Source organism: Streptomyces sp. NBC_01450 (genome assembly GCF_036227505.1).
Taxonomy (GTDB): Bacteria; Actinomycetota; Actinomycetes; order Streptomycetales; family Streptomycetaceae; genus Streptomyces.
Genome location: NZ_CP109481.1, coordinates 2,258,090 through 2,276,491, shown reverse-complemented (window position 1 = coordinate 2,276,491; position 18,402 = coordinate 2,258,090). Strand labels below are relative to the sequence as shown.

Genomic DNA, 18,402 nt, shown 5'->3' with positions numbered 1-18,402 from the left:
CGCCTCCCGGACCCCATGACGTCCTCACGCCAGGAACAGCGCACCCACCATGCCGACAACAGGAGGAATCTCAGCATGGCAACCACCACACCCGCAGTGTCGGACCCGCAGCACCAGATCGAGGACGAGTTGGTCCAGACGGTGCTCGCCTCGTTCAAGGACACGCCGGACCCCCGGCTCAAGGAACTGATGCGGTCCCTGGTGCGACACCTGCACGCATTCATCCGTGAGGTCCGACTGACCGAAGCGGAATGGCAACAGGCCATCGACTTCCTGACCGCGGCCGGCCATATCACCACCGACCGCCGCCAGGAGTTCGTGCTGCTGTCCGACGTCCTCGGCGCGTCCATGCAGACGATCAACGTCAACCACGAGGCCACCGCGGGCGCCACCGAGGCGACGGTGGTCGGCCCGTTCTTCGTGGAGGACTCCCCCGAGATCCCCCTGGGCGGCGACATGGCCGCAGGCGCCCCGGGGGAACCCTGCTGGGTCGAGGGCACCGTCACCGACACCGAAGGCAACCCCGCTCCCGGCGCACGCCTCGAAGTGTGGGAAGCCGGCGAGGACGGCCTCTACGACGTGCAGTACGACGACGGCCACCTGGCCGGCCGGGCGCACCTGTACACCGACGACCAGGGCGGCTACGCCTTCTGGGGCCTCACCCCCACGCCGTACCCCATCCCCCATGACGGACCGGTGGGAGCCCTGCTCGACAAGACCGGCCGCTCGCCCCTGCGCGCCTCCCATCTGCACTTCATGGCCACCGCACCCGGCCTGCACACCCTGATCACCCACATCTTCGTCGAGGGCGACAGCCTGCTGAGCTCCGACGCCGTGTTCGGCGTCAAAGATTCCCTCGTCAAGCGATTCGAACGGCAGCCGGCCGGCACGCCGACCCCGGACGGGCGCGGCCTGTCCGGACAGAGCTGGTCCCGCGTACGGTTCGACATCATGCTTCCCCCGCAGCGGATATGAGACGGCTTCCTTCCATGCCCGGCGGTTCCCCTCACGAACAGCACGAACAGAAGGACAGGACTCACATGCGATTCGAGCATGAAACCCTGGCGCAGCGCGTCTGTTTCACACCCGGCGAAGCACCGGCGACGGTGCGCGCCGAGGTGCAGCGGCTGGGCGGCTCACGGGTGATGGTGATCGCGGCGGCAACCGAGGCCGATCTGGCCGAGAGGGTCACCGCCGAGGTGCCGGTCGTTCTCCGCCACGACGAGGTGGTGATGCACGTCCCGGTCGAGTCGGCCGAGCGGGCGCGCGCCGCGGCGGCCGCGCACGAGGTGGATCTCCTGGTCAGTGTCGGCGGGGGCTCGACGACCGGCCTCGCGAAGGCGATCGCGCTGACCAGCGCGATCCCCATCGTGGCCGTCCCCACGACGTACGCGGGGTCGGAGGCCACCAGCGTCTGGGGGCTGACCGAGGGAGCACACAAGACCACGGGAGTGGACGCGCGCGTCCTGCCCCGTTCGGTGGTGTACGACGCCACGCTGACGCTGTCGTTGCCGGTGGCGATGAGTGTCGCGTCGGGACTGAACGCACTCGCCCACTGTGTGGACTCCATGTGGGCACCGCGCACCGATCCCGTCGACCAGGCGCTGGCCGGAGAGGGCATCCGCGCGTTGGCGGCCGGACTGCCGGCCGTGGTGGCCGACCCGGCCGGACTCGACGGCCGCGAGCGGGTGCTGTACGGGGCTTACCTGTCGGCAGTGGCGTTCTCTTCAGCGGGTTCGGGGCTGCATCACAAGATCTGTCATGTACTGGGGGGCACGTACGACCTACCGCACGCCCAGACGCATGCGGTCGTGTTGCCGTATGTGCTGGCATTCAACGCCCCCGCCGCACCGGATGCCGAGCGCCGCATCGCGGAGGCGTTCGGCTCCGCGTCTGCGGTTGAGGGCCTGCAAGGTCTGCGGGATGCGGTGAATGCGCCGAGGGCGCTGCGCGACCACGGGTTCGACGAGGCCGACATCGACGATGCCGTGGACGCGATCCTCGAAGTGGTTCCGGCGAACAACCCGCGCCCGGTGACCTCCCACGGCCTGCGGGGGCTGCTGCGAGCCGCGTGGCAGGGTACGGACCCGCTGACGACGGTCGGCGAGGAGCGCTGAGGAACAGGCGGCGCCGTGCTGACGCGGGCGGCGCAACTGGTGGCGCACACAATGCGTCTGACCGCTTTCATGCCGGTCTCGGACATCCCAGCCATCTCCTGCGTGGAGATGCCCGAGATCGCGGGCGAACCGGTCACGCCGCCCGTTCGGGACAGCACCGCCTCGTGGACTTCATGACAACACCCTGGTGGCCCTGAGCCATGCTCAAAGCCTCACTGAACTGCGAGGGTCTCGCCGTCCGGGTAAGGCCGAGGGTTCCGCCGGCCTCAGTAGCCCCGGTCGATCCACTCTTCGAGATGCGGAGCCTCGGTGCCGATGGTGGTCGACTCTCCGTGGCCGGTGCGGACCACCGTCTCGGGCGGCAGGACCAGCAGACGGTCGCGGATGGAACGGACGATGGTCGGGAAGTGGGAGTACGACCGGCCCGTGGCCCCCGGCCCACCGGCGAACAAGGTGTCACCGGTGAAGACGGTGCCCAGTTCCGGGGCGTGCAGGGAGATCGCTCCCGGCGTGTGGCCAGGGGTGTGCAGCGCGGTCAGTTCGACACCGGCCACGCTGATCCGGCGCAGGTCGGACAGGTAGCCGTCGGGGTTCCGGTCCGGGTGGGTGTGCTTCCACAACAGCCGGTCGTCGAGGTGGATCAGGATCGGTGCGCCGGTCGCGTCGGCCAGCGCGGGAGCGGCGTCTATATGGTCGTCGTGGCCGTGGGTGCACACGATGGCCACGAGTCGGCGGTCGCCGACGGCAGCGTCGATGGCCTCGGCGTCGTGAGCGGCGTCGATGACGATCACCTCCTCGTCGTCGCCCACGATCCACACGTTGTTCTCGACGTCCCAGGTGCCGCCGTCGAGACTGAAGGTGCCGGACGTGACCAGGTGCTCGATGCGGGCGGCCGTCACAGGATGACCACGGAGCGGAGCACGTCGCCCTTGTGCATCCGGGCGAAGGCGTCCTCGATCCCGTCCAGGGCAATCGTCTCGCTGACGAACGCGTCGAGGTCCAGACGGCCCTGGAGGTACAGGTCGATCAGCAGGGGGAAGTCGCGCGAGGGCAGGCAGTCGCCGTACCAGGACGACTTCAGCGCGCCACCGCGGCCGAAGACGTCCAGCAGCGGCAGTTCGAACTTCATCTCCGGCGTGGGCACGCCGACGAGGACGACCGTCCCGGCCAGGTCGCGGGCGTAGAAGGCCTGCCGGTAGGTCTCGGGGCGACCGATGGCCTCGATGACGACGTCGGCGCCGAAGCCGCCGGTCAGCTCGCGGATCGCCTCGACGGGGTCGGTCTCACGGGAGTTGACCGTGTGCGTGGCACCCAGCGATGCGGCCGTGGCGAGCTTGCGGTCGTCGATGTCCACGGCGATGATCTTCGCCGCTCCGGCCAGATGGGACCCGGCGATGGCAGCGTCGCCGACACCGCCGCAGCCGATGACGGCGACCGAGTCGCCGCGGCCGACGTTGCCGGTGTTGATGGCGGCGCCGATGCCGGCCATCACGCCACAGCCCAGCAGCCCCGCGGCGGCCGGTGACGCGGCCGGGTCGACCTTGGTGCACTGCCCGGCCGCGACCAAGGTTTTCTCGGCGAAGGCGCCGATACCCAAGGCAGGGGACAGCTCGGTCCCGTCGGTGAGGGCCATCTTCTGCCGCGCGTTGTGGGTGTTGAAGCAGTACCAGGGTCGGCCGCGCAGACAGGCCCGGCACTGCCCGCACACGGCACGCCAGTTGAGGATCACGAAGTCGCCGGGCGCCACGTCCGTGACACCGTCGCCGACCGACTCCACGACCCCGGACGCCTCATGGCCGAGCAGGAAGGGGAACTCGTCGTTGATACCGCCCTCACGGTAGTGAAGGTCGGTGTGACACACCCCGCATGCCTGGATCCGCACCACCGCCTCCCCCGGGCCGGGGTCGGGGATGACGATCGTCTCGATGCCGACCGGTTCGCCCTTGGCCCGCGCGACGACGCCTCGTACCTGCTGGGACATGGCTGGGTTCCCTCACTTTCCGCAGAGATGGGCAGAGATGATGCGACGGCTGATCACGCAGCCGGCTGGACGCGCAGGGGCAGGGACGCCCACGAGCGCAGGGTGTTGTTGGGGTGGCGGTGCGGTGTGCCGGCGAGTTCGATCCGCTCGACGCGGCGGGCCAGGGCGGTCAGCAGCGCCTCGGCCTCCAGACGGGCCACGTGCTGGCCGATGCACTGGTGCAGGCCCATGCCGAAGCCGACGTGGCCGGAGGGGTCGCGGGTGAGGTCGAAGCGGTCGGGGTCGCTCCACCGGTCCGGGTCTCGGTTGGCGGCGCCGAGGAACATGAGGATCTTCGTGCCCTTGGGGATGATCGTGCCCGCGATGGTGACGTCGGTGGTGGCGGTACGGAAGAAGGTCTGCACCGGTGACTGCCAGCGGACCGCCTCGTCGAACGCGGCACGCGCCAACTCCGGTCGCACCCTCAGCCGTTGCCACTCCTCGGGGTGGGTGGCGAAGGCGTACAGGCAGGCCGCCAGGCCGTGCACGGTGGTGTCGACACCGGCGGTGAGCAGGGAACGCACCACCAAAGGCGCCTGTTCGTACGTCAGATCGCCACGGTCGGCGGCGGCCCAGATCTGCGCGCCGAAGCCGTCCTCGCTCAGCGCCTCCCGGGTGCACTGGGCGTTCACCCATGCCGACAGCTCGGCCACCCGATGCGTGTCTGCCGCGACGAGGTCGTTGCGCGGGCCGAAGGCGTTGAAGGCCATGTTGCCGTAGGGCAGGAGGTTCTCCCGGCCGTCGGAGCCAAGACCCACCGCGTCCGGGAAGGCCCGCAGCGGGAACGCCTCCGCCACCGCCGTGAAGGCATCGAACTCGGCCCCGTCGGCGAGGACTTGGCCGACGAGTTCCTCGGCCACCGCGGCCCACGTCGTGCGCAGGCGGCGCAGGGCGGGCGGGGCAAGGATCTCGCGCAGGATCCGGCGCGGGGCGTCGTGGCGGGGCGGGTCGGCCTCCAGCAGCAGGCTCGGCGGGCGCCAGGGCGTCTCGTGGCGGAAGTTGGCCAGGCCCACACCCGCGCCCGACTCGAAGTGCTGCCAGTCCACCAGAGCGGCGTGCACCTGCTCGTAACGGGCCAGCGCGTGGACGTCGTAGCGCGGCAGGTACACGACCGGACCGGCCTCGCGCAGGGCCTGGTGCAGCGGTTCGGGGTCCAGGAGGACCTCGTGGGCGAACGGGTCGGCGTCACTGACGGGCGGCTCGACAGCACGCTCCAGTGCCTCGGTCATCGCGGCTCCTTGGGGAAGTGAAGAGGTGCTCGGAGATCGAAGAAGTTTCAGAGGTCGAGGACGAGGCGGTCGCCGCAGGAGCGGGACACGCACAGGAACATGCAGTCGTTCGCCGCGCGTTCGTGGTCGGCCAGCACCGAGTCGCGATGGTCCGGCTGCCCCTCCAGTACCGGCGTCAGACAGGTTCCGCAGGTGCCCTGTTCGCAGGAGGACAGCACATCCGCGCCGACGCGGCGCACCGCCTCCAGCACCGAGACCTCCGGGGTGACGGTGACGGTGCGTCCCATGCGCCGCAGCTCGACCTCGAAGGGCTCCTCCCGTGTCGGCGCGGTCCGCGCGGCGGCGGTGAAGCGCTCGACCCGCAGGACGTACGGCGGCCAGGCGGCGCACGCGGCTTCGACGGCGGCGAGCAGCGGGGCGGGGCCGCAGCAGTACACCTTGGTGTCGGGTCGCGGTGTGCCCAGCCAGGCCGCGAGGTCCAGCAGCCCGAGTTCGTCCTGCGGGACGACGTGCACCCGTTCCCCGTGGGCCTCCGTCAGTTCCTCGTGGAAGGCCATCGACGCCCGGGTCCGGCCGCCGTACAGCAACTGCCAGTCGACGCCGAGCAGTTCGGCCTGGTGGACCATGGGCAGCAGGGGGGTGATGCCGATGCCGCCCGCGATGAAGAGGTACTTCTCCGAGGGCACGAGGGGGAAGTGGTTTCGCGGGCCGCCGACCCCGACTCGGTCTCCCGGCCGCAGCCGGTCGTGCACCTGGGCGGATCCTCCCCCACTCTCGGATTCGCTCGAGCGGGGGGACCCCCATCGGCCCGCGGGCTCCCTCAGCACGGCGACCCGGTAGGTGTGCGCGTCCCATCGGTCGCCGCACAGCGAGTACTGCCGAGTCGTCCCGTCCGGCAGTACCAGGTCGATGTGGGAACCCGGCGTCCAGTCCGGCAGCCGGGCACCGTCCGGGTGCGCGAGGGTGAGTGACATGACGCCCTCGGCCACCGGCTCCTTGGCGGTGACCGTCAGGGTCGCCGCGTTCCTCTGCGCCAACTGTCCCGTCCCGACACCGGACTTGGTGTCCACAACCGCGCTGGTTCCGACCACGTCGTCGCCTCCCGTCCTTGGGTTGAAGGCAGGATGCGCGGTGACGACGGACGGTCGCGACGGCATTCTCAATCAGTGAGAGACGAAGTTCCGACGACTGTCATCGGGCCGTCGCACTGCCGTCCCGTGATCCACCCGGACTCCGAGGATGTGTCGGGGCGTCCGGTGCCCCCAGCGCACGGGAGACACCGCGTGCCGCGGTCCGCACCACCGGCACGACGGACATGGCCCCGGCCTCGTTGGGGACGATCACCGCCAGCGCGGCCACCACCTCACCATGTGCGTCGCGCACCGGTGCCGCGATCCCCAGGGCGTCCGGGTGGACGTACCCCGGGCAGTACGCGTATCCCCGCAGGCGCACCTCTGCCAGCACGGCCCGCAGCCGCGCGGGGGTGGCGGGAGTGTCTGGGGTGTAGCGCTGCAGGGGCGCGTCGAGTACCCGCCGACGCAGCTCGGCGGGGCCGTGGGCGAGGAGGAGCAGACCGCTGGAGGAGGCGTGCAGGGGAAGGCGGCCCGCGATGCGGGTGTAGTTGATGACGCCCCCGGGTGCCGTGAGCCGCTCCAGGAACAGCACCTCGTCACCGTCGAGCACGCCGAGCTGCACGTGATGACCGACGACGTCGTGGACGCCCTCCATGAACGGCATGGCCGCGTCCCGCAGCGACAGCGTGGGCGATGCTCGTGTCGCCAGCTCCCACATGCGCATGCCGACACGGACGCGGCGGTCGGCGTCCCGCGTCAGGAACCCGTACGAGACCAGCTCGGCCACCAGCCGCGACGCGGTCGCCACGTGCAGCCCCGTACGGCGGGAGATCTCCGAGACGGTCAGGGCCGACTCCTCCGGCGTGAACGCCTCGAAGATCCGTACCACTCTCGCCAGAACCGACTCACCGTGCTGTGTCCTCACCTCGCCATCATCGGATTCCTTTCAGCCACGTCAAGCCCACAATCACCCTGGTGGCGGGCCCCGTGCACGCCCTGTACGCCCTGGAGCAGTCCGACGGGCGGTCGCGGACCTGGGTGAAGCCCGGCGGGCCGCTGACGTACGCGAGGGAACGGTGGCGGCGTCGACGAGGTGGCGTACGGCCGGCGCGGAAGGGTGCCGAGGGTGGTCGTCACCGACAAGCTGCGCTCCTGCGGCGCGGCCCACCGCGAGGGCATACCCTCGGTGGAGTACCGCTCCCACAAAGGGGCTGAACAACCGGGCCGAACAGTCATCAGCCCACGCGGCAGCGTGAACGCGCGATGAAGGGCTTCCGCAGTACCGGCGGGGCCCAGCGGTTCCTGTCCGCATTCAGCGGCATCTCACCCCGCTTCCGGCCCCGCCGCCACCTGATGACCGCCCCCGATCATCGAGCCGAAATGACCGTCCGCTTCACGATCCGATAGCACATCACCAGCGCCGCCGGCCAGACCACCACAGGCTGAGCAGCGGGTCGGAACCTGGCCGCACCACGCCTCGACGCACCGTCAGACATCCACACACCTGACAACGTGACAACGCCACGAGCGGCGCCCAGCCACCTGCCCGGCCGGACACACCGTCAACCTCCGTCGGCCACAGCCCAACGGCGTCACCGCCTGAGGCCGGGGTGTACTCACCCCGAAACCCACCGATGACCGGGCAAGGTTTTCCGTGATGTGATCTCCTAACCTCAACCGAGTTGCTCAGCCGCCTGATCGGGCACGTCGGCCCGTGTCGCCGCGCGGGCGCTCCCCTCGCCGAGCGGAGCGAGCCGCTCGGCCGCACCCTCGACCAGTTGCAGATCGGCCTTGGTGTGGGCGATGGCCGCGTCGATCAGGAGGGCCACCAGGGGGGCGCCGGTGTGGGAACGTCGCAGCCGGGTCAGGCCGGCGAGTTCGGCCAGGTAGGACCGGCTTTGCGCCGCGATGAAGGCGTCCAGGGCGTCGGGGCCGAGGGACGAGGCGCCGACCAGCTTGAGGAACAACTCGTCGCGGAACCCGCCCGTGCGCACCCACGCGCTGGTCGCCCATTCCTGCAACTCGTCCTGTCCGGACGCCGTGAGGCTGTACAGCGTCTTGTCGGGCCGGTCCGACTGTGCCACCTGTGATCTGGTGACGAAGCTGTCCCGGACCAGTCGGTCCAGAATCTGGTAGAGGTGGCCGATGTTGAGCCCGCCCCACTGTGGGCCGATGGTCTCCTCGAAGCGCCCTTTGAGCTCGTACCCGTGGCTGGGTCCCTCGGTCAGCAACGCGAGCACGGCGTGATGCAGTGGCATTTTGCACCTCCCCTGGATTGTGACAATGTACCGCTGCATTGCCACAATGTAGGAAAGGCGGAAGGCGCTATGGGTGTACGACTGCGGGGGGTGACCCGCCGGTATCCGGGCCTGACCGCCCTGGACGCCGTCGACTTGGAGATAGCGGACGGGGAAGCCGTCGCGGTCACCGGCCCGTCGGGCTCGGGGAAGTCCACCGTGCTGCACCTGCTCGGCGGCATGGACCGGCCGGACGAGGGCGTGGTGGAGGTCGACGGCAAAGAGCTGACGTCGCGTCAGTTAGATGCGCACCGCCGCCGGGTGGGGTTCGTCTTCCAGCGTTTTCACCTGCTGCCCGCACTGACCGTGCTGGACAACGTGCTCGCGCCGGTGCTGCCCCGCCGGGTGGACTTCGACCGGCGCGCCCGCGCACTGGAGCTGCTGGAGGCGGTCGGCCTCGCGGCACGCGCCGACGCGCTGCCCTCCGAGCTCTCCGGCGGTCAACAGCAACGAGTGGCGATCTCCCGGGCGTTGATCAACCGGCCGGGGCTGCTGCTGGCGGACGAACCGACCGGCAACCTCGACAGCGCGACCGGGCGGGAGATCATCGATCTGCTGCTGTCGCTGCGCGAGCGGTACGGGATGACGATGCTGCTCACCACCCATGATCCGGAGGTCGCGGTGGCCTGTGACCGGATCGTACGGCTGCACGACGGCCGGATCGTGTCCGACGAGCAAGTGGCGCCCGCCTCCGACGTGTTCGACCGGCTCGGAGGCCTGCGTCCGTGATCGCCATGATCTTCTCCCAGCTGTGGCGGCGTCGTTCGCGTGCGCTCGCCCTCGCCGCGGGCATCCTCGTCGCCGCCACCAGCTTCACCCTGCTCACCTCGACCGTGACCACCAGCCAGGCGCGGACCACCGGGATCGTCGAGGACAGCTCCCGTTCCGCCTACGACATCCTGGTCCGCCCGGCCGGCAGCCAGACTGCCGTCGAGCGGGACCGCGGTCTGGTCGAGCCCAACTTCCTGTCGGGGATCTTCGGCGGCATCACCCTCGGCCAGTACCGGCACATCAAGTCCCTCGCCGGTATCGAGACCGCCGCTCCGGTCGCCAACATCGGCTATCTGATGGTCGAGGGCACGGTCCCGGTCGATGTGTCGGCGTTCCGGGACAGCAAGGTCCCCCGCCAACTCCTGCGCCTCACCCCGAAGGTGAAAGCCGGGCTGGGCAGCTACCCGGCCGCCGACCAGTACGTCTACCTGACCCGCGAGCCGATCGTCACGGACGCGACATGGGGAGACGACAACCCCTGGCCGGACCTGCAGCAGGAGAAGGTGAACGGCCGGAGGTACTCGGTCTGCTGGTTCTACAACATGGACAAGAGCGGGTTGAAGACCGACTTCCTGGGCGAGAAGCTGCCCCAGCCCATGTTCGACTGGAACGACGACCCGAAGTCGGTGTTCTCCCTCGACCCCCGCTCGAACATGACCTGCGTACCGGGGGACGGGAAGGCCACGGCCGAGGTACCGGTCAAGTTCCCGGTGCTGCTGTCGGCGATCGACCCGGCGGCGGAGGACGAACTCGTGGGCCTGAGCGACACGGTCACCTCGGGCCGGACGCTCACCGCACGGGACCGGCCCGTCTGGGCCCCGGACCCATGGGAGGACCCGAAGTCGGAGGAATCGGAGCGGGGCCACCATTACCAGGTCCCGGTCGTGCTCAGCAGCCGCGCCCTGACCGCCGGCACCCTGAGTGCCACCGTCAAGCGCCTGGACGTCGGCGATCCGGGGGCGCTGCCTGCCAAGTTGAGCAGCCCAAAAGCCCACGACTTCGTCAACGGCCTGCAGGGCACCACCGTCGGCACCGTGACCGCCGACCTCGCAACCGGTTTCCGGTCCATCACCGACGCCGGCGCCTGGTTCGAAACGTTGAACTACTGGACGGTCGGCCCGGTCCGCTACCGCAGCACCGAGGACGGCCTGGCCGTGCGGACCCGGCCCGCCCAGCCACCCGGCATCTGGCAGTACAACAGCAACACGCCGGACATGTACGTCCCCGAAGAAAACGCGGGCACCCAGTTCCGGACGGTCACCGGGCATGCCGCCACCGTGTGCGGTTCGTTCAAGATCTGCGACCGTCAGGACTCCGGACGCGCCCCGGACCCGCTGGTCCGCGTCGTCGGCCGCTACGACCCCACCAAGCTGCGCGGCTTCTCCGCACTCTCCCGAGTCCCGCTGGAGACCTACCAGCCGCCGCAGGTCACCGGCGCGGACGCGGCCGGCCGGGCCGCCCTCAACGACCGGCCGCTGCGGCCCGACCGTAACCTCGGCGGCTACCTCAGCCCGCCGCCCACCATGCTCACCACGATCGACTCGATCTCGGCACTCACCCACAGCCGCAGAAAGCCCACGGCGCAGGACACGGCACCGGTCAGTGCCATCCGCATCCGCGTCGAGGGCGTCACCGGCGTCGACCCCACCTCCCGGGCCCGGGTCAACTCCGTCGCCGGCCAGATCCGCGCCGCCTACCCGAAGCTGCAGGTCGACGTCACCGTCGGCAGTTCACCCGCGCCGCAGACCATCGTGCTGCCCTCGGACATCAAGGTCACCGAACGCTGGGTCGCCAAGGGCGTGGCCCTGCGGATCCTGCGGGCCGTGGACACCAAGAGTGCGGTGCTGTTCGTCCTGGTCCTGGTGGTCTGCGGACTCTTCCTCGGGCAGGCCGCCCTGGCCTCCGTACGATCGCGCCGCACCGAGATCGGCGCACTGCGCTGCATGGGGTGGAGCACACCGGAGGTCCTGCGTCTGATACTCGGCGAACTGGCAGTGATCGGCCTCGGCGCGGGTGCGCTGGGCGCCCTCATCGCCTACGGGCTGGGCGCCCTGCTCGGGCTGCCCGGATCGGCGGAGAAGGCTGCCCTGGTCCTGCCCGTCGCGCTGCTGCTCGCGCTGACCGCGGGCCTGCTGCCCGCCTGGCGGGCGACCCGGCTGGGGCCGTTGGACGCGGTCACCCCGCCGGTGACACCCGCCCGGCGGGCGGTTGCCGTCCGCTCGGTCACCGGCCTCGCGCTGCGCAACCTGCTGCGCACTCCCGGCCGCACCGTGCTCGGCGCGGCCGGCCTGGCACTCGGGGTGGCTGCCTTCACCGTGCTGCTGTGCCTCACCCTCGCCTTCCGCGGCGAGGTGGCCGGCTCACTCCTGGGCAACGCCGTCGTCGCGCAGGCACGCACCGCCGACTATGTGAGCGTCGCCCTGTCACTGCTGCTCGGCGCGGCCGGGGCGGTGGACGTCCTGGTCCTGTCGCAACGCGAGCGAGCGGCCGACCTCGCCGTGCTGAACGCCACCGGCTGGTCGCACCGCGAGATCGCCCGGCTCACCCTCTACGAGGGTGCCGGCCTCGCCCTTCTGGGCGGCCTGGCCGGCGCCGTCGTCGGCCTGACCACGGTCCTGGCGATCGGTCAGGGAATCCTGGCAGGACGGCTGTCGACGGTCATCGGCGCCGCACTGCTGGCAACCCTCGCCGCGGTCGGCCTGGTGTGCGGGGTCCTCTCCGTACCGATCCGGGCCATGTCCCGCATCGCCCCGGCCCACCTGCTGGCGAGGGACTGAGGCAGCCCCCGGAACGGGACGCGGACGCGTCGCCGCTGCACGTCCCGTTCCGGGCAGCCGTTCTGTCTCTGCGCACCCTCATGGCAGCACGTGGCCCGGCGGGGCCCCGAACAAGTTGCGCCGGACGGCTGCGTGCCAGTCACCGCGTTCGTCACGGCGGCGGCGGTAGTGGGCCTTGGCGCCGGGTGACCCGTTCGTAGCCGCGAAGGCCCACAGGTATCCGGCGTGGTCAAACCGGTCGTTCTTCACCCAGCGGCGCGTAGCACTCGCCTTCTTGCCGGAGGCGCGCGTGATGGGCGAGGAGCCGACGTACGCCTTCAGTCCGCGGGCGTCGGCGAAGCGGGTGCGGTCGTCTCCGATCTCGGCCAGGACCCGGGCGGCAAGCTGGATGCCGAGGCCGGGGAAGCTCAGCAGGATCTCGGCATCCGGGTCTGAGGGAACGCTTCTTCCACCGCTTCGGCGAGCTGGTCGGCTGCGGTGCAGGCGGCCTCCGGCCGGGGCAGGAGAGCGAGCGTCTGCTTCCCGAACGCTTCCTCGACAAGAGGCGGCTGGTGGGCCTGGTCGGCGCGCAGGATGCCGCGGGAGGTCTCGATCGCGACCGGAATCGGGTGCTCCTCGCTGTCGCCGTGCTCGGCGAGCAGTTCCGGCAGCAGCCGGTAGCCAGTGCTTTCCGCCCGGTCGATTCCGCAATAGATCAAGGGGATTCGTTCCCAGTCCTCGGTGTTTGTACTGCTCACGAGCACATGCGGGCCACGCGTCGCACTAATCCCAGGCATCGACCGCTGCGCGGCGAACACCCCAGGCACCAGGAGGGTGCTCGGAGCGTCCCTAACAGGGGATTAGTTCCTCAGGTGCGCGAAGCCGTGCTCGACCGGGGGCGCACGGCGTCAGCAGGGAGCTGTCCGCGTCCGTAGCGGGCGGACTGAGGAGCCGAGGATGACGCGGCGACCTGCACCACAAGGACCGCCCGGTCGTCACCGCGGTCGACCGAGCGCGCCCGCACGCGACCCAACGCCTCGGTGATCTCCCGGTCGGAGGACTGGTCCTGAGAGTCCTGACCGGGCGTCAGGGATCGGCGGTGCTGCCGCTGCTCGCGGCCGAGGCCGGGCCGTCGCTCAGCAGGGCGGCGATCGTGGTCGCTGCCGCCACCGGGCAGAGGGATCTTCGTGCTCCACGTCTCGTTCTCACGGATTCTCCACGCCTTGATGGGACAACCGAGTTTCTGCCAGCAAAGCCGAGCGATGTGCACTTCTGTCGCAAATCCACCCGATCCCCTCGGTGGGTCCGTGCTGGCCAACTGTCGCCCTGTTCAGCGGTGTTGGCCGATGAGAAAAGTGACCACCGGGTTCCATGCTGAAGTGAGGCTTGACGACCTCTTGGGTGAATCTTGGTTGGTGTTGTTGAATCTTGAGGGTAATTCTGTGACGGTCGCGTGATCGATGCACCGGTCCACGACAGCGAGACGGTGGGGGCGTCGCGCACCGCATGGCCTTGCGGTGAATCCGCCTCCCCTGCACGGAGTTTGCCCGTATTCACCTTTGAAAAGGACGGTCATGCCTCGCTTGCTCCCGAAAACTCCTCGGCTCTCGAAAAGAAGACGTTGGGCAGGCGGCGCGACAGCCGCACTTCTCTTAGCCGGTGCTCTCCAGGGGGTGTCCGCCCCGCAGGCATCGGCCGCCCCGAGCTGCTGGCGTGACACCTGCTCGGGTCTCGACCCCGTCGACGCGGGCTGCGACGCGGACGCCGAGATCCTCCAGCAGGTGGACGAGCCGGACGACTCTGTCGAGGTGAAACTCGTCTGGTCTCCGGACTGCCAGGCCGTGTGGATGAAGGTCTCCTACGACCCTCAGGCCTCCGTCAAGGACGTGTACGGATCGTTGTGGACCACTGACCAGTTCACCGGCGGCATCGAATGGGCCAGTACGACCGGCCTGGTCACGAGCACTCGACTGAGCGCCTACACGCCCATGCGCAACTGGAAGGACACCACCACCAAGGCCTGCTGGAACGACCAGGGCGACCGCTTCGACCCGTTCCCGCTCCACTACGAGCAGAACGGCAACGACGCGAGCCTCGGGCCCCTGCACGGTCTCTGCACGGATTGGATGTGAGGGCACCCATGTACCGATCGCGGTTGTTCCGCTCGCGGATCAGAAGACCCCGCCTGTCCGGCCCGGTCCTGGCCCTGGGCGTCCTCGCCGGCTCCCTCGCCGCAGTCCCCGCGGCGACGACCATCACCCCCGCGCAGGCCGCGCCCGCCTCCGGCAAGCTCTTCTCCGATCCCGGCAAGGCCCTCGGCTCCCACTACACGGACTCCACTGACATCGATGTCCAGGCCACGGGCGACTCCGGCGGACTGCACATCCTCACGGCCAAGGAGAGCGACGGCTTCACGTTCCGGGAGATCGCCCGCCTGGGCAACGGAGAGCTGTCCGACGTAGGACCGTGGACCGGCTACGTCTGCACCACCGGCTCCGGCCGGTACGCGGCCGCCGTATACGCGCCCTCCGCATGGACCAACGAACCCGGCGCCACCGCCCGCGGCGCCTTCGCCGCCGTCATCCGCCTCTCCGACGGCAAGGTCACCGAGGTCGCCGACGGCGTGCAGCTCGCCTACTTCAGCCCCGGCTGCGGAGACGGCGACCGCGTGATGTTCACCTCCAGCTCCGCCACGGACACCGATCTCGGCGACACGACCCTCATCGAGGCCGACGCCGCCACGGGCCAGGTCAGCAGCGAGCGGAAGATCGCGGGCCAGCTCACCCACGTCGTGCCGACCGTCCACGGCGACTACGGTGTCCTGGGCGGCAAGGTGGTCACGCTGACCGGCAGCGGCAAGAAGCTGAAGGCCACGGTCAAGGCGAAGGTACCGGGCCCTCTGTTCGCGCTTACGGCGTCGGCGAACGGAGCCGTCGACATCGGGACCGTCCAGAACGGCAAGAGCGTCGTGACCCGCTGGCAGGGCGGGGCACTGACCCGACTCGGCGCCGGCACGGAGGGCGAGGTCAAGCTCTTCCCGGCGAAGGGCGGTGACATCGTCGCGGGTGACGTGGCGGGCATCGACACCACGCACGCCCCCGGCCTCGTCCGCCGCGCCTTCGACGGCCGCCCCACGGGCGTCTCCCGAGAGGGCCACCTGGTGACCACCTCGGTGTTCTCGGAGCAGATGAAGGGCGTCACCAGCAAGCTGGGCTCCCCCTCGGACGAGGGCGCCGGCCTGATCACGGTGAAGGCGACCGCGGCCGAGACGGGCACGGCAGCCACGACCGCGGTGGACGCGAGTCAGCAGCTACCCACGGGTGCGGACACGACCTCGCTGGAACCGGCCGCGTACACCGCGGCGGTCACCACTACAGGCGACGACGTGGACCCGCTCACCTGCGGCGAAAGCGGCGCGGAATCCCAGTGCCTGACCTCCGGCGGAGCCGACGTGTACGGGCCTGTCCTCTCCATGGAGACGCCCTGCACAGTCGAGCGCAACGACCCCGAGCGCCAAGCCCTCCAGCCCAGCGCGAACATGGTCGAGTGGGCCGTGGACCAGGCCGTGCACGGTGACCTCACCACCACCCGCCCGGCGAACTGGCACGACACGGGCCTGCCCGCCTTCAGCCCCCAGGGCCTGTTCCCCAAGGCGGGCCTGACCGACGGCGACAGCGTCCCCGCCCAGGTCATGCTCGGCATCCTCGCCCAGGAGTCCAACTTCAAGCAGGCGTCCTGGCATTCGATCTACGGCGACTCGGGCAACGTCCTGCAGGCCGACTGGTTCGGCAACGGCGCGAGCATCCACTACTACCCGGACCGCAGCAAGGCCGACTGTGGATACGGCATCGGTCAGGTGACCACCGGCATGTCAGAGACCAAGCCCGACCCGTACGACACCCTTCACGCCGGCGCGATCGCCACCGACTACGCCTCCAACATCTCGGCCGGACTCCGCATCCTCACCGAGAAGTGGAACCAGCTGAAGGCCCTCGGGATGAACGTCAACAATGGCAACTCCAAGTACATCGAGAACTGGTACATGGCCCTGTGGGGCTACAACTCCGGTGTCTACACGGATCCGGCGGAGAAGACCGGCCTCGGCTTCCTCAACAACCCGGCCAACTCCGTCTACCCGGCCGACCGCGCCGCCTTCCTCCGCTTCGACTACGCCGACGCCTCCCACCCGGCCGACTGGCCGTACCAGGAGAAGGTCCTGGGCTGGGCCGAGGTACCGCAACAGACGTGGAACGCCGAACCGTCGTACTCGAAGCCCAACATGCCCCTGGCCAACGTCATGCTCAACACCCCCACCAGCTACGACCTGTTCTGCGACCCGAGCGTCAACGCCTGCACCCCCGGCGCGGCCGCCCCCTGCCCGACCTTGGACGAGCAGTGCCGCTGGACCCAGAGCGTCACCTGGATCACCGGCCAGCAGGACGGCAACTCATCGACGGAGAACCTGGCTTACAGCCTGGGCTCGGGTGAACCGGCACTGGAGAGCAAATACGACCACGGACCGTGCATCGACTACCCGAACGACGACGAGACAGCCCTCATCGTCGACGACCTGGGCGAGCACGAGAACACCTACGGCTGCCAGGACATCGTGGGCGCCGCCGACGGCAAGTTCACGCTCCAGACCGGCGACAACATCACCATGCAGCGCGACGACGCGACCTGGCGTGCCACCCCGTACATCGCACAGATCGACATCCACCAGCTCGGCGCCGGCTACGACAACCACATCTACTTCACCCACAGTTACCCCGCGGGCGACATCTTCCACAAGGCCACCGGCCGCTGGGAACTCAACCAGGCCCGCCTGCCCGCCGGCGACCAGCCCGGCAAGCGGTACGACGTGTTCGCCCACCTGCCCAGCCACGGCGGCGAAGCGATCGTGAGGTACAACTTCATCCCCGGCGACAACACCGAGGGGGCCGAGGCAGACTACTGCCGCATCAACCAAGGAACCCGCAGCAACGGCAGCGACACCTGGTTCGATTTCGGCACCTTCACCTTCTGGAAGGGCGGCCGCATCGAGGCCGACAACCTACACGACCCGGGAACCGGAGACGCCGACGTCGCCTTCGACGCGATCGCCTTCGTCCCGCACAACAGCAAGGTCACCACGGCATGCGCACTGAACGACAGCGGTACGTGAGGGGAAGGGGCAAGGGGGTGGTGCTGGTGCTGACTGCGTTGGTGACGGCCCTGACGCTCACCGCCTGCACCAAGCACGATCGGCAGGATCCCCCGGTGGTCGTGGGCGCCGAGGACAAACCGTCCCCGACGAAGCCGAGCCCCACCCCCTCCTTCACACCACCGTCGGCTGCCACCTTGCCCACCCACGCGATCCCGGCCGACGAGATGCCGAGGTTGGGCGAGGCGACGGCCATGGCCAAGGGCTATACGGGCAAGGCGTTCCTGGACGACCTCTCGAAGGCATGGGGCATCACCCTCGGAGACCCGAAGGAGGAAGAGTTCCCCGGCGGCCGCAAGAAGACAGTGATCACAGGCGACAACGGCAAGGGCCTGTCCCTGCTCCTGACGGTCACCAAGGCCGACGAGCTCGTTCTCCTGGACTGCATCGCCGAGAACGGCAACACCCACACCACCACCTTCCTCCGCGCCTGCGCCACGGTCGACGCCCCGGGCACCGACCCGGACAAGGCGACCACTTGGTTCGACCAGGCCAAGAAGGAGACCGACACCCTGTACGCGAAGAAGAAGGAGGCCACCGTCAGCGGCATCCTCACCACCGGAAAACTCGTCATGTTCGTGAACAGACTGACCGACTCCGAGCACCTGAAGATCTTCGGCGGCGGAACCGCGGATAACTCCTGACCCGCCCCGCCCCCGGCCCCCGTCCGCATCAGCGGCCGGGGGCCGACCCCCACCGATGAGCACTGTTCATCGTGAAGTTGCAGGTCACGGAGGAGTCAGGGGTCGGTTCCGGGCGGCCTTGTAACCGGTGATCGCCGCCGGATCGGTGTCCGGGCCGCTGTCGTCGAGGCCGACGAACCCCAGGTCGGCAATCGCACCGAGGCCAGCCGCCCGCAGGTGGGCGGTGAGCTTGTCGTGATGCCCCTATTGCTGGATTCCTCAAAGGAAGTACACATAGCGGCGGCGTAAACGC

The 18,402-nt window shown here is 69.6% G+C and carries 14 protein-coding genes and 2 pseudogenes; 8 read left to right on the top strand and 8 right to left on the bottom strand.

Annotated elements, in window-relative coordinates:
• The first annotated feature begins 75 nt into the window (after positions 1-75).
• Positions 76-975 carry a dioxygenase family protein gene (locus OG568_RS59050; RefSeq protein ID WP_329538180.1) on the top strand — a complete coding sequence of 300 codons (900 nt, stop codon included), beginning with the start codon at positions 76-78 and terminating at the stop codon, positions 973-975.
• A 65-nt stretch (positions 976-1,040) separates the two neighbouring features.
• Positions 1,041-2,117 (top strand): maleylacetate reductase, encoded by a 1,077-nt coding sequence (locus OG568_RS59045; RefSeq protein ID WP_329538179.1) that lies wholly within the window; start codon positions 1,041-1,043, stop codon positions 2,115-2,117.
• Positions 2,118-2,383: 266 nt separating this feature from the next.
• Here OG568_RS59045 and OG568_RS59040 read toward each other — a convergent pair whose 3' ends face one another.
• The 5 genes from OG568_RS59040 to OG568_RS59020 all read right to left on the bottom strand — a co-directional run bounded on the left by OG568_RS59040 (position 2,384) and on the right by OG568_RS59020 (position 7,364).
• A complete protein-coding gene (locus tag OG568_RS59040) occupies positions 2,384-3,016 on the bottom strand; it encodes an MBL fold metallo-hydrolase (RefSeq protein WP_329538178.1) in 633 nt (210 codons plus the stop codon).
• Positions 3,013-4,098: an S-(hydroxymethyl)mycothiol dehydrogenase gene (locus tag OG568_RS59035; RefSeq protein ID WP_329538177.1), complete on the bottom strand. Its 1,086-nt coding sequence runs from the start codon at positions 4,096-4,098 to the stop codon at positions 3,013-3,015. Before OG568_RS59035 ends, OG568_RS59040 begins: the two co-directional genes overlap by 4 nt.
• 53 nt (positions 4,099-4,151) lie before the next feature.
• Positions 4,152-5,366, bottom strand: coding sequence for a cytochrome P450 (locus tag OG568_RS59030; RefSeq protein WP_329538176.1), 1,215 nt, complete (start codon positions 5,364-5,366; stop codon positions 4,152-4,154).
• Between the two features lie 47 nt (positions 5,367-5,413).
• Positions 5,414-6,340: a PDR/VanB family oxidoreductase gene (locus OG568_RS59025; protein ID WP_443077990.1), complete on the bottom strand. Its 927-nt coding sequence runs from the start codon at positions 6,338-6,340 to the stop codon at positions 5,414-5,416.
• 217 nt (positions 6,341-6,557) lie between these two features.
• Positions 6,558-7,364 (bottom strand): IclR family transcriptional regulator, encoded by an 807-nt coding sequence (locus OG568_RS59020; protein WP_329538174.1) that lies wholly within the window; start codon positions 7,362-7,364, stop codon positions 6,558-6,560.
• 192 nt (positions 7,365-7,556) lie between these two features.
• On the opposite strand from OG568_RS59020, the pseudogene OG568_RS59015 reads away from it, so the two are divergent.
• Positions 7,557-7,846, top strand: a pseudogene (locus tag OG568_RS59015) (DDE-type integrase/transposase/recombinase); the annotation flags it as partial.
• Positions 7,847-8,112: 266 nt separating this feature from the next.
• Here OG568_RS59015 and OG568_RS59010 read toward each other — a convergent pair.
• The gene (locus OG568_RS59010) at positions 8,113-8,697 is read right to left on the bottom strand and encodes a PadR family transcriptional regulator (protein ID WP_329538173.1); all 585 of its coding nucleotides are present in this window, start codon (positions 8,695-8,697) and stop codon (positions 8,113-8,115) included.
• A 69-nt stretch (positions 8,698-8,766) separates the two neighbouring features.
• Here OG568_RS59010 and OG568_RS59005 point away from each other — a divergent pair, with 69 nt between their 5' ends.
• A complete protein-coding gene (locus OG568_RS59005) occupies positions 8,767-9,465 on the top strand; it encodes an ABC transporter ATP-binding protein (RefSeq protein ID WP_329538172.1) in 699 nt (232 codons plus the stop codon).
• 5 nt (positions 9,466-9,470) lie between these two features.
• On the top strand, positions 9,471-12,284 hold the full coding sequence (locus tag OG568_RS59000; protein ID WP_329538319.1) for an FtsX-like permease family protein: 2,814 nt from the start codon (positions 9,471-9,473) through the stop codon (positions 12,282-12,284).
• Between the two features lie 111 nt (positions 12,285-12,395).
• On the opposite strand, the pseudogene OG568_RS58995 reads toward OG568_RS59000, so the two are convergent.
• A pseudogene (locus OG568_RS58995) lies at positions 12,396-12,877 on the bottom strand (transposase); the annotation flags it as partial.
• 472 nt (positions 12,878-13,349) lie between these two features.
• Positions 13,350-13,472, bottom strand: a complete 123-nt coding sequence (locus OG568_RS58990) for a hypothetical protein (RefSeq protein ID WP_329538171.1) — start codon at positions 13,470-13,472, stop codon at positions 13,350-13,352.
• 464 nt (positions 13,473-13,936) lie between these two features.
• Between OG568_RS58990 and OG568_RS58985 the strand changes: the two genes are divergently transcribed.
• From OG568_RS58985 to OG568_RS58975, 3 genes are read left to right on the top strand one after another with little or no spacing between them, the layout of a single operon-like run.
• A complete protein-coding gene (locus tag OG568_RS58985; RefSeq protein ID WP_329538170.1) occupies positions 13,937-14,395 on the top strand; it encodes a DUF2690 domain-containing protein in 459 nt (152 codons plus the stop codon).
• A gap of 8 nt (positions 14,396-14,403) precedes the next feature.
• Positions 14,404-17,427 (top strand): hypothetical protein, encoded by a 3,024-nt coding sequence (locus tag OG568_RS58980; RefSeq protein ID WP_329538169.1) that lies wholly within the window; start codon positions 14,404-14,406, stop codon positions 17,425-17,427.
• Positions 17,400-18,110 (top strand): hypothetical protein, encoded by a 711-nt coding sequence (locus OG568_RS58975; protein ID WP_329538167.1) that lies wholly within the window; start codon positions 17,400-17,402, stop codon positions 18,108-18,110. The genes OG568_RS58980 and OG568_RS58975 overlap by 28 nt, the downstream gene beginning before the upstream one ends.
• Positions 18,111-18,402: the final 292 nt, after the last annotated feature.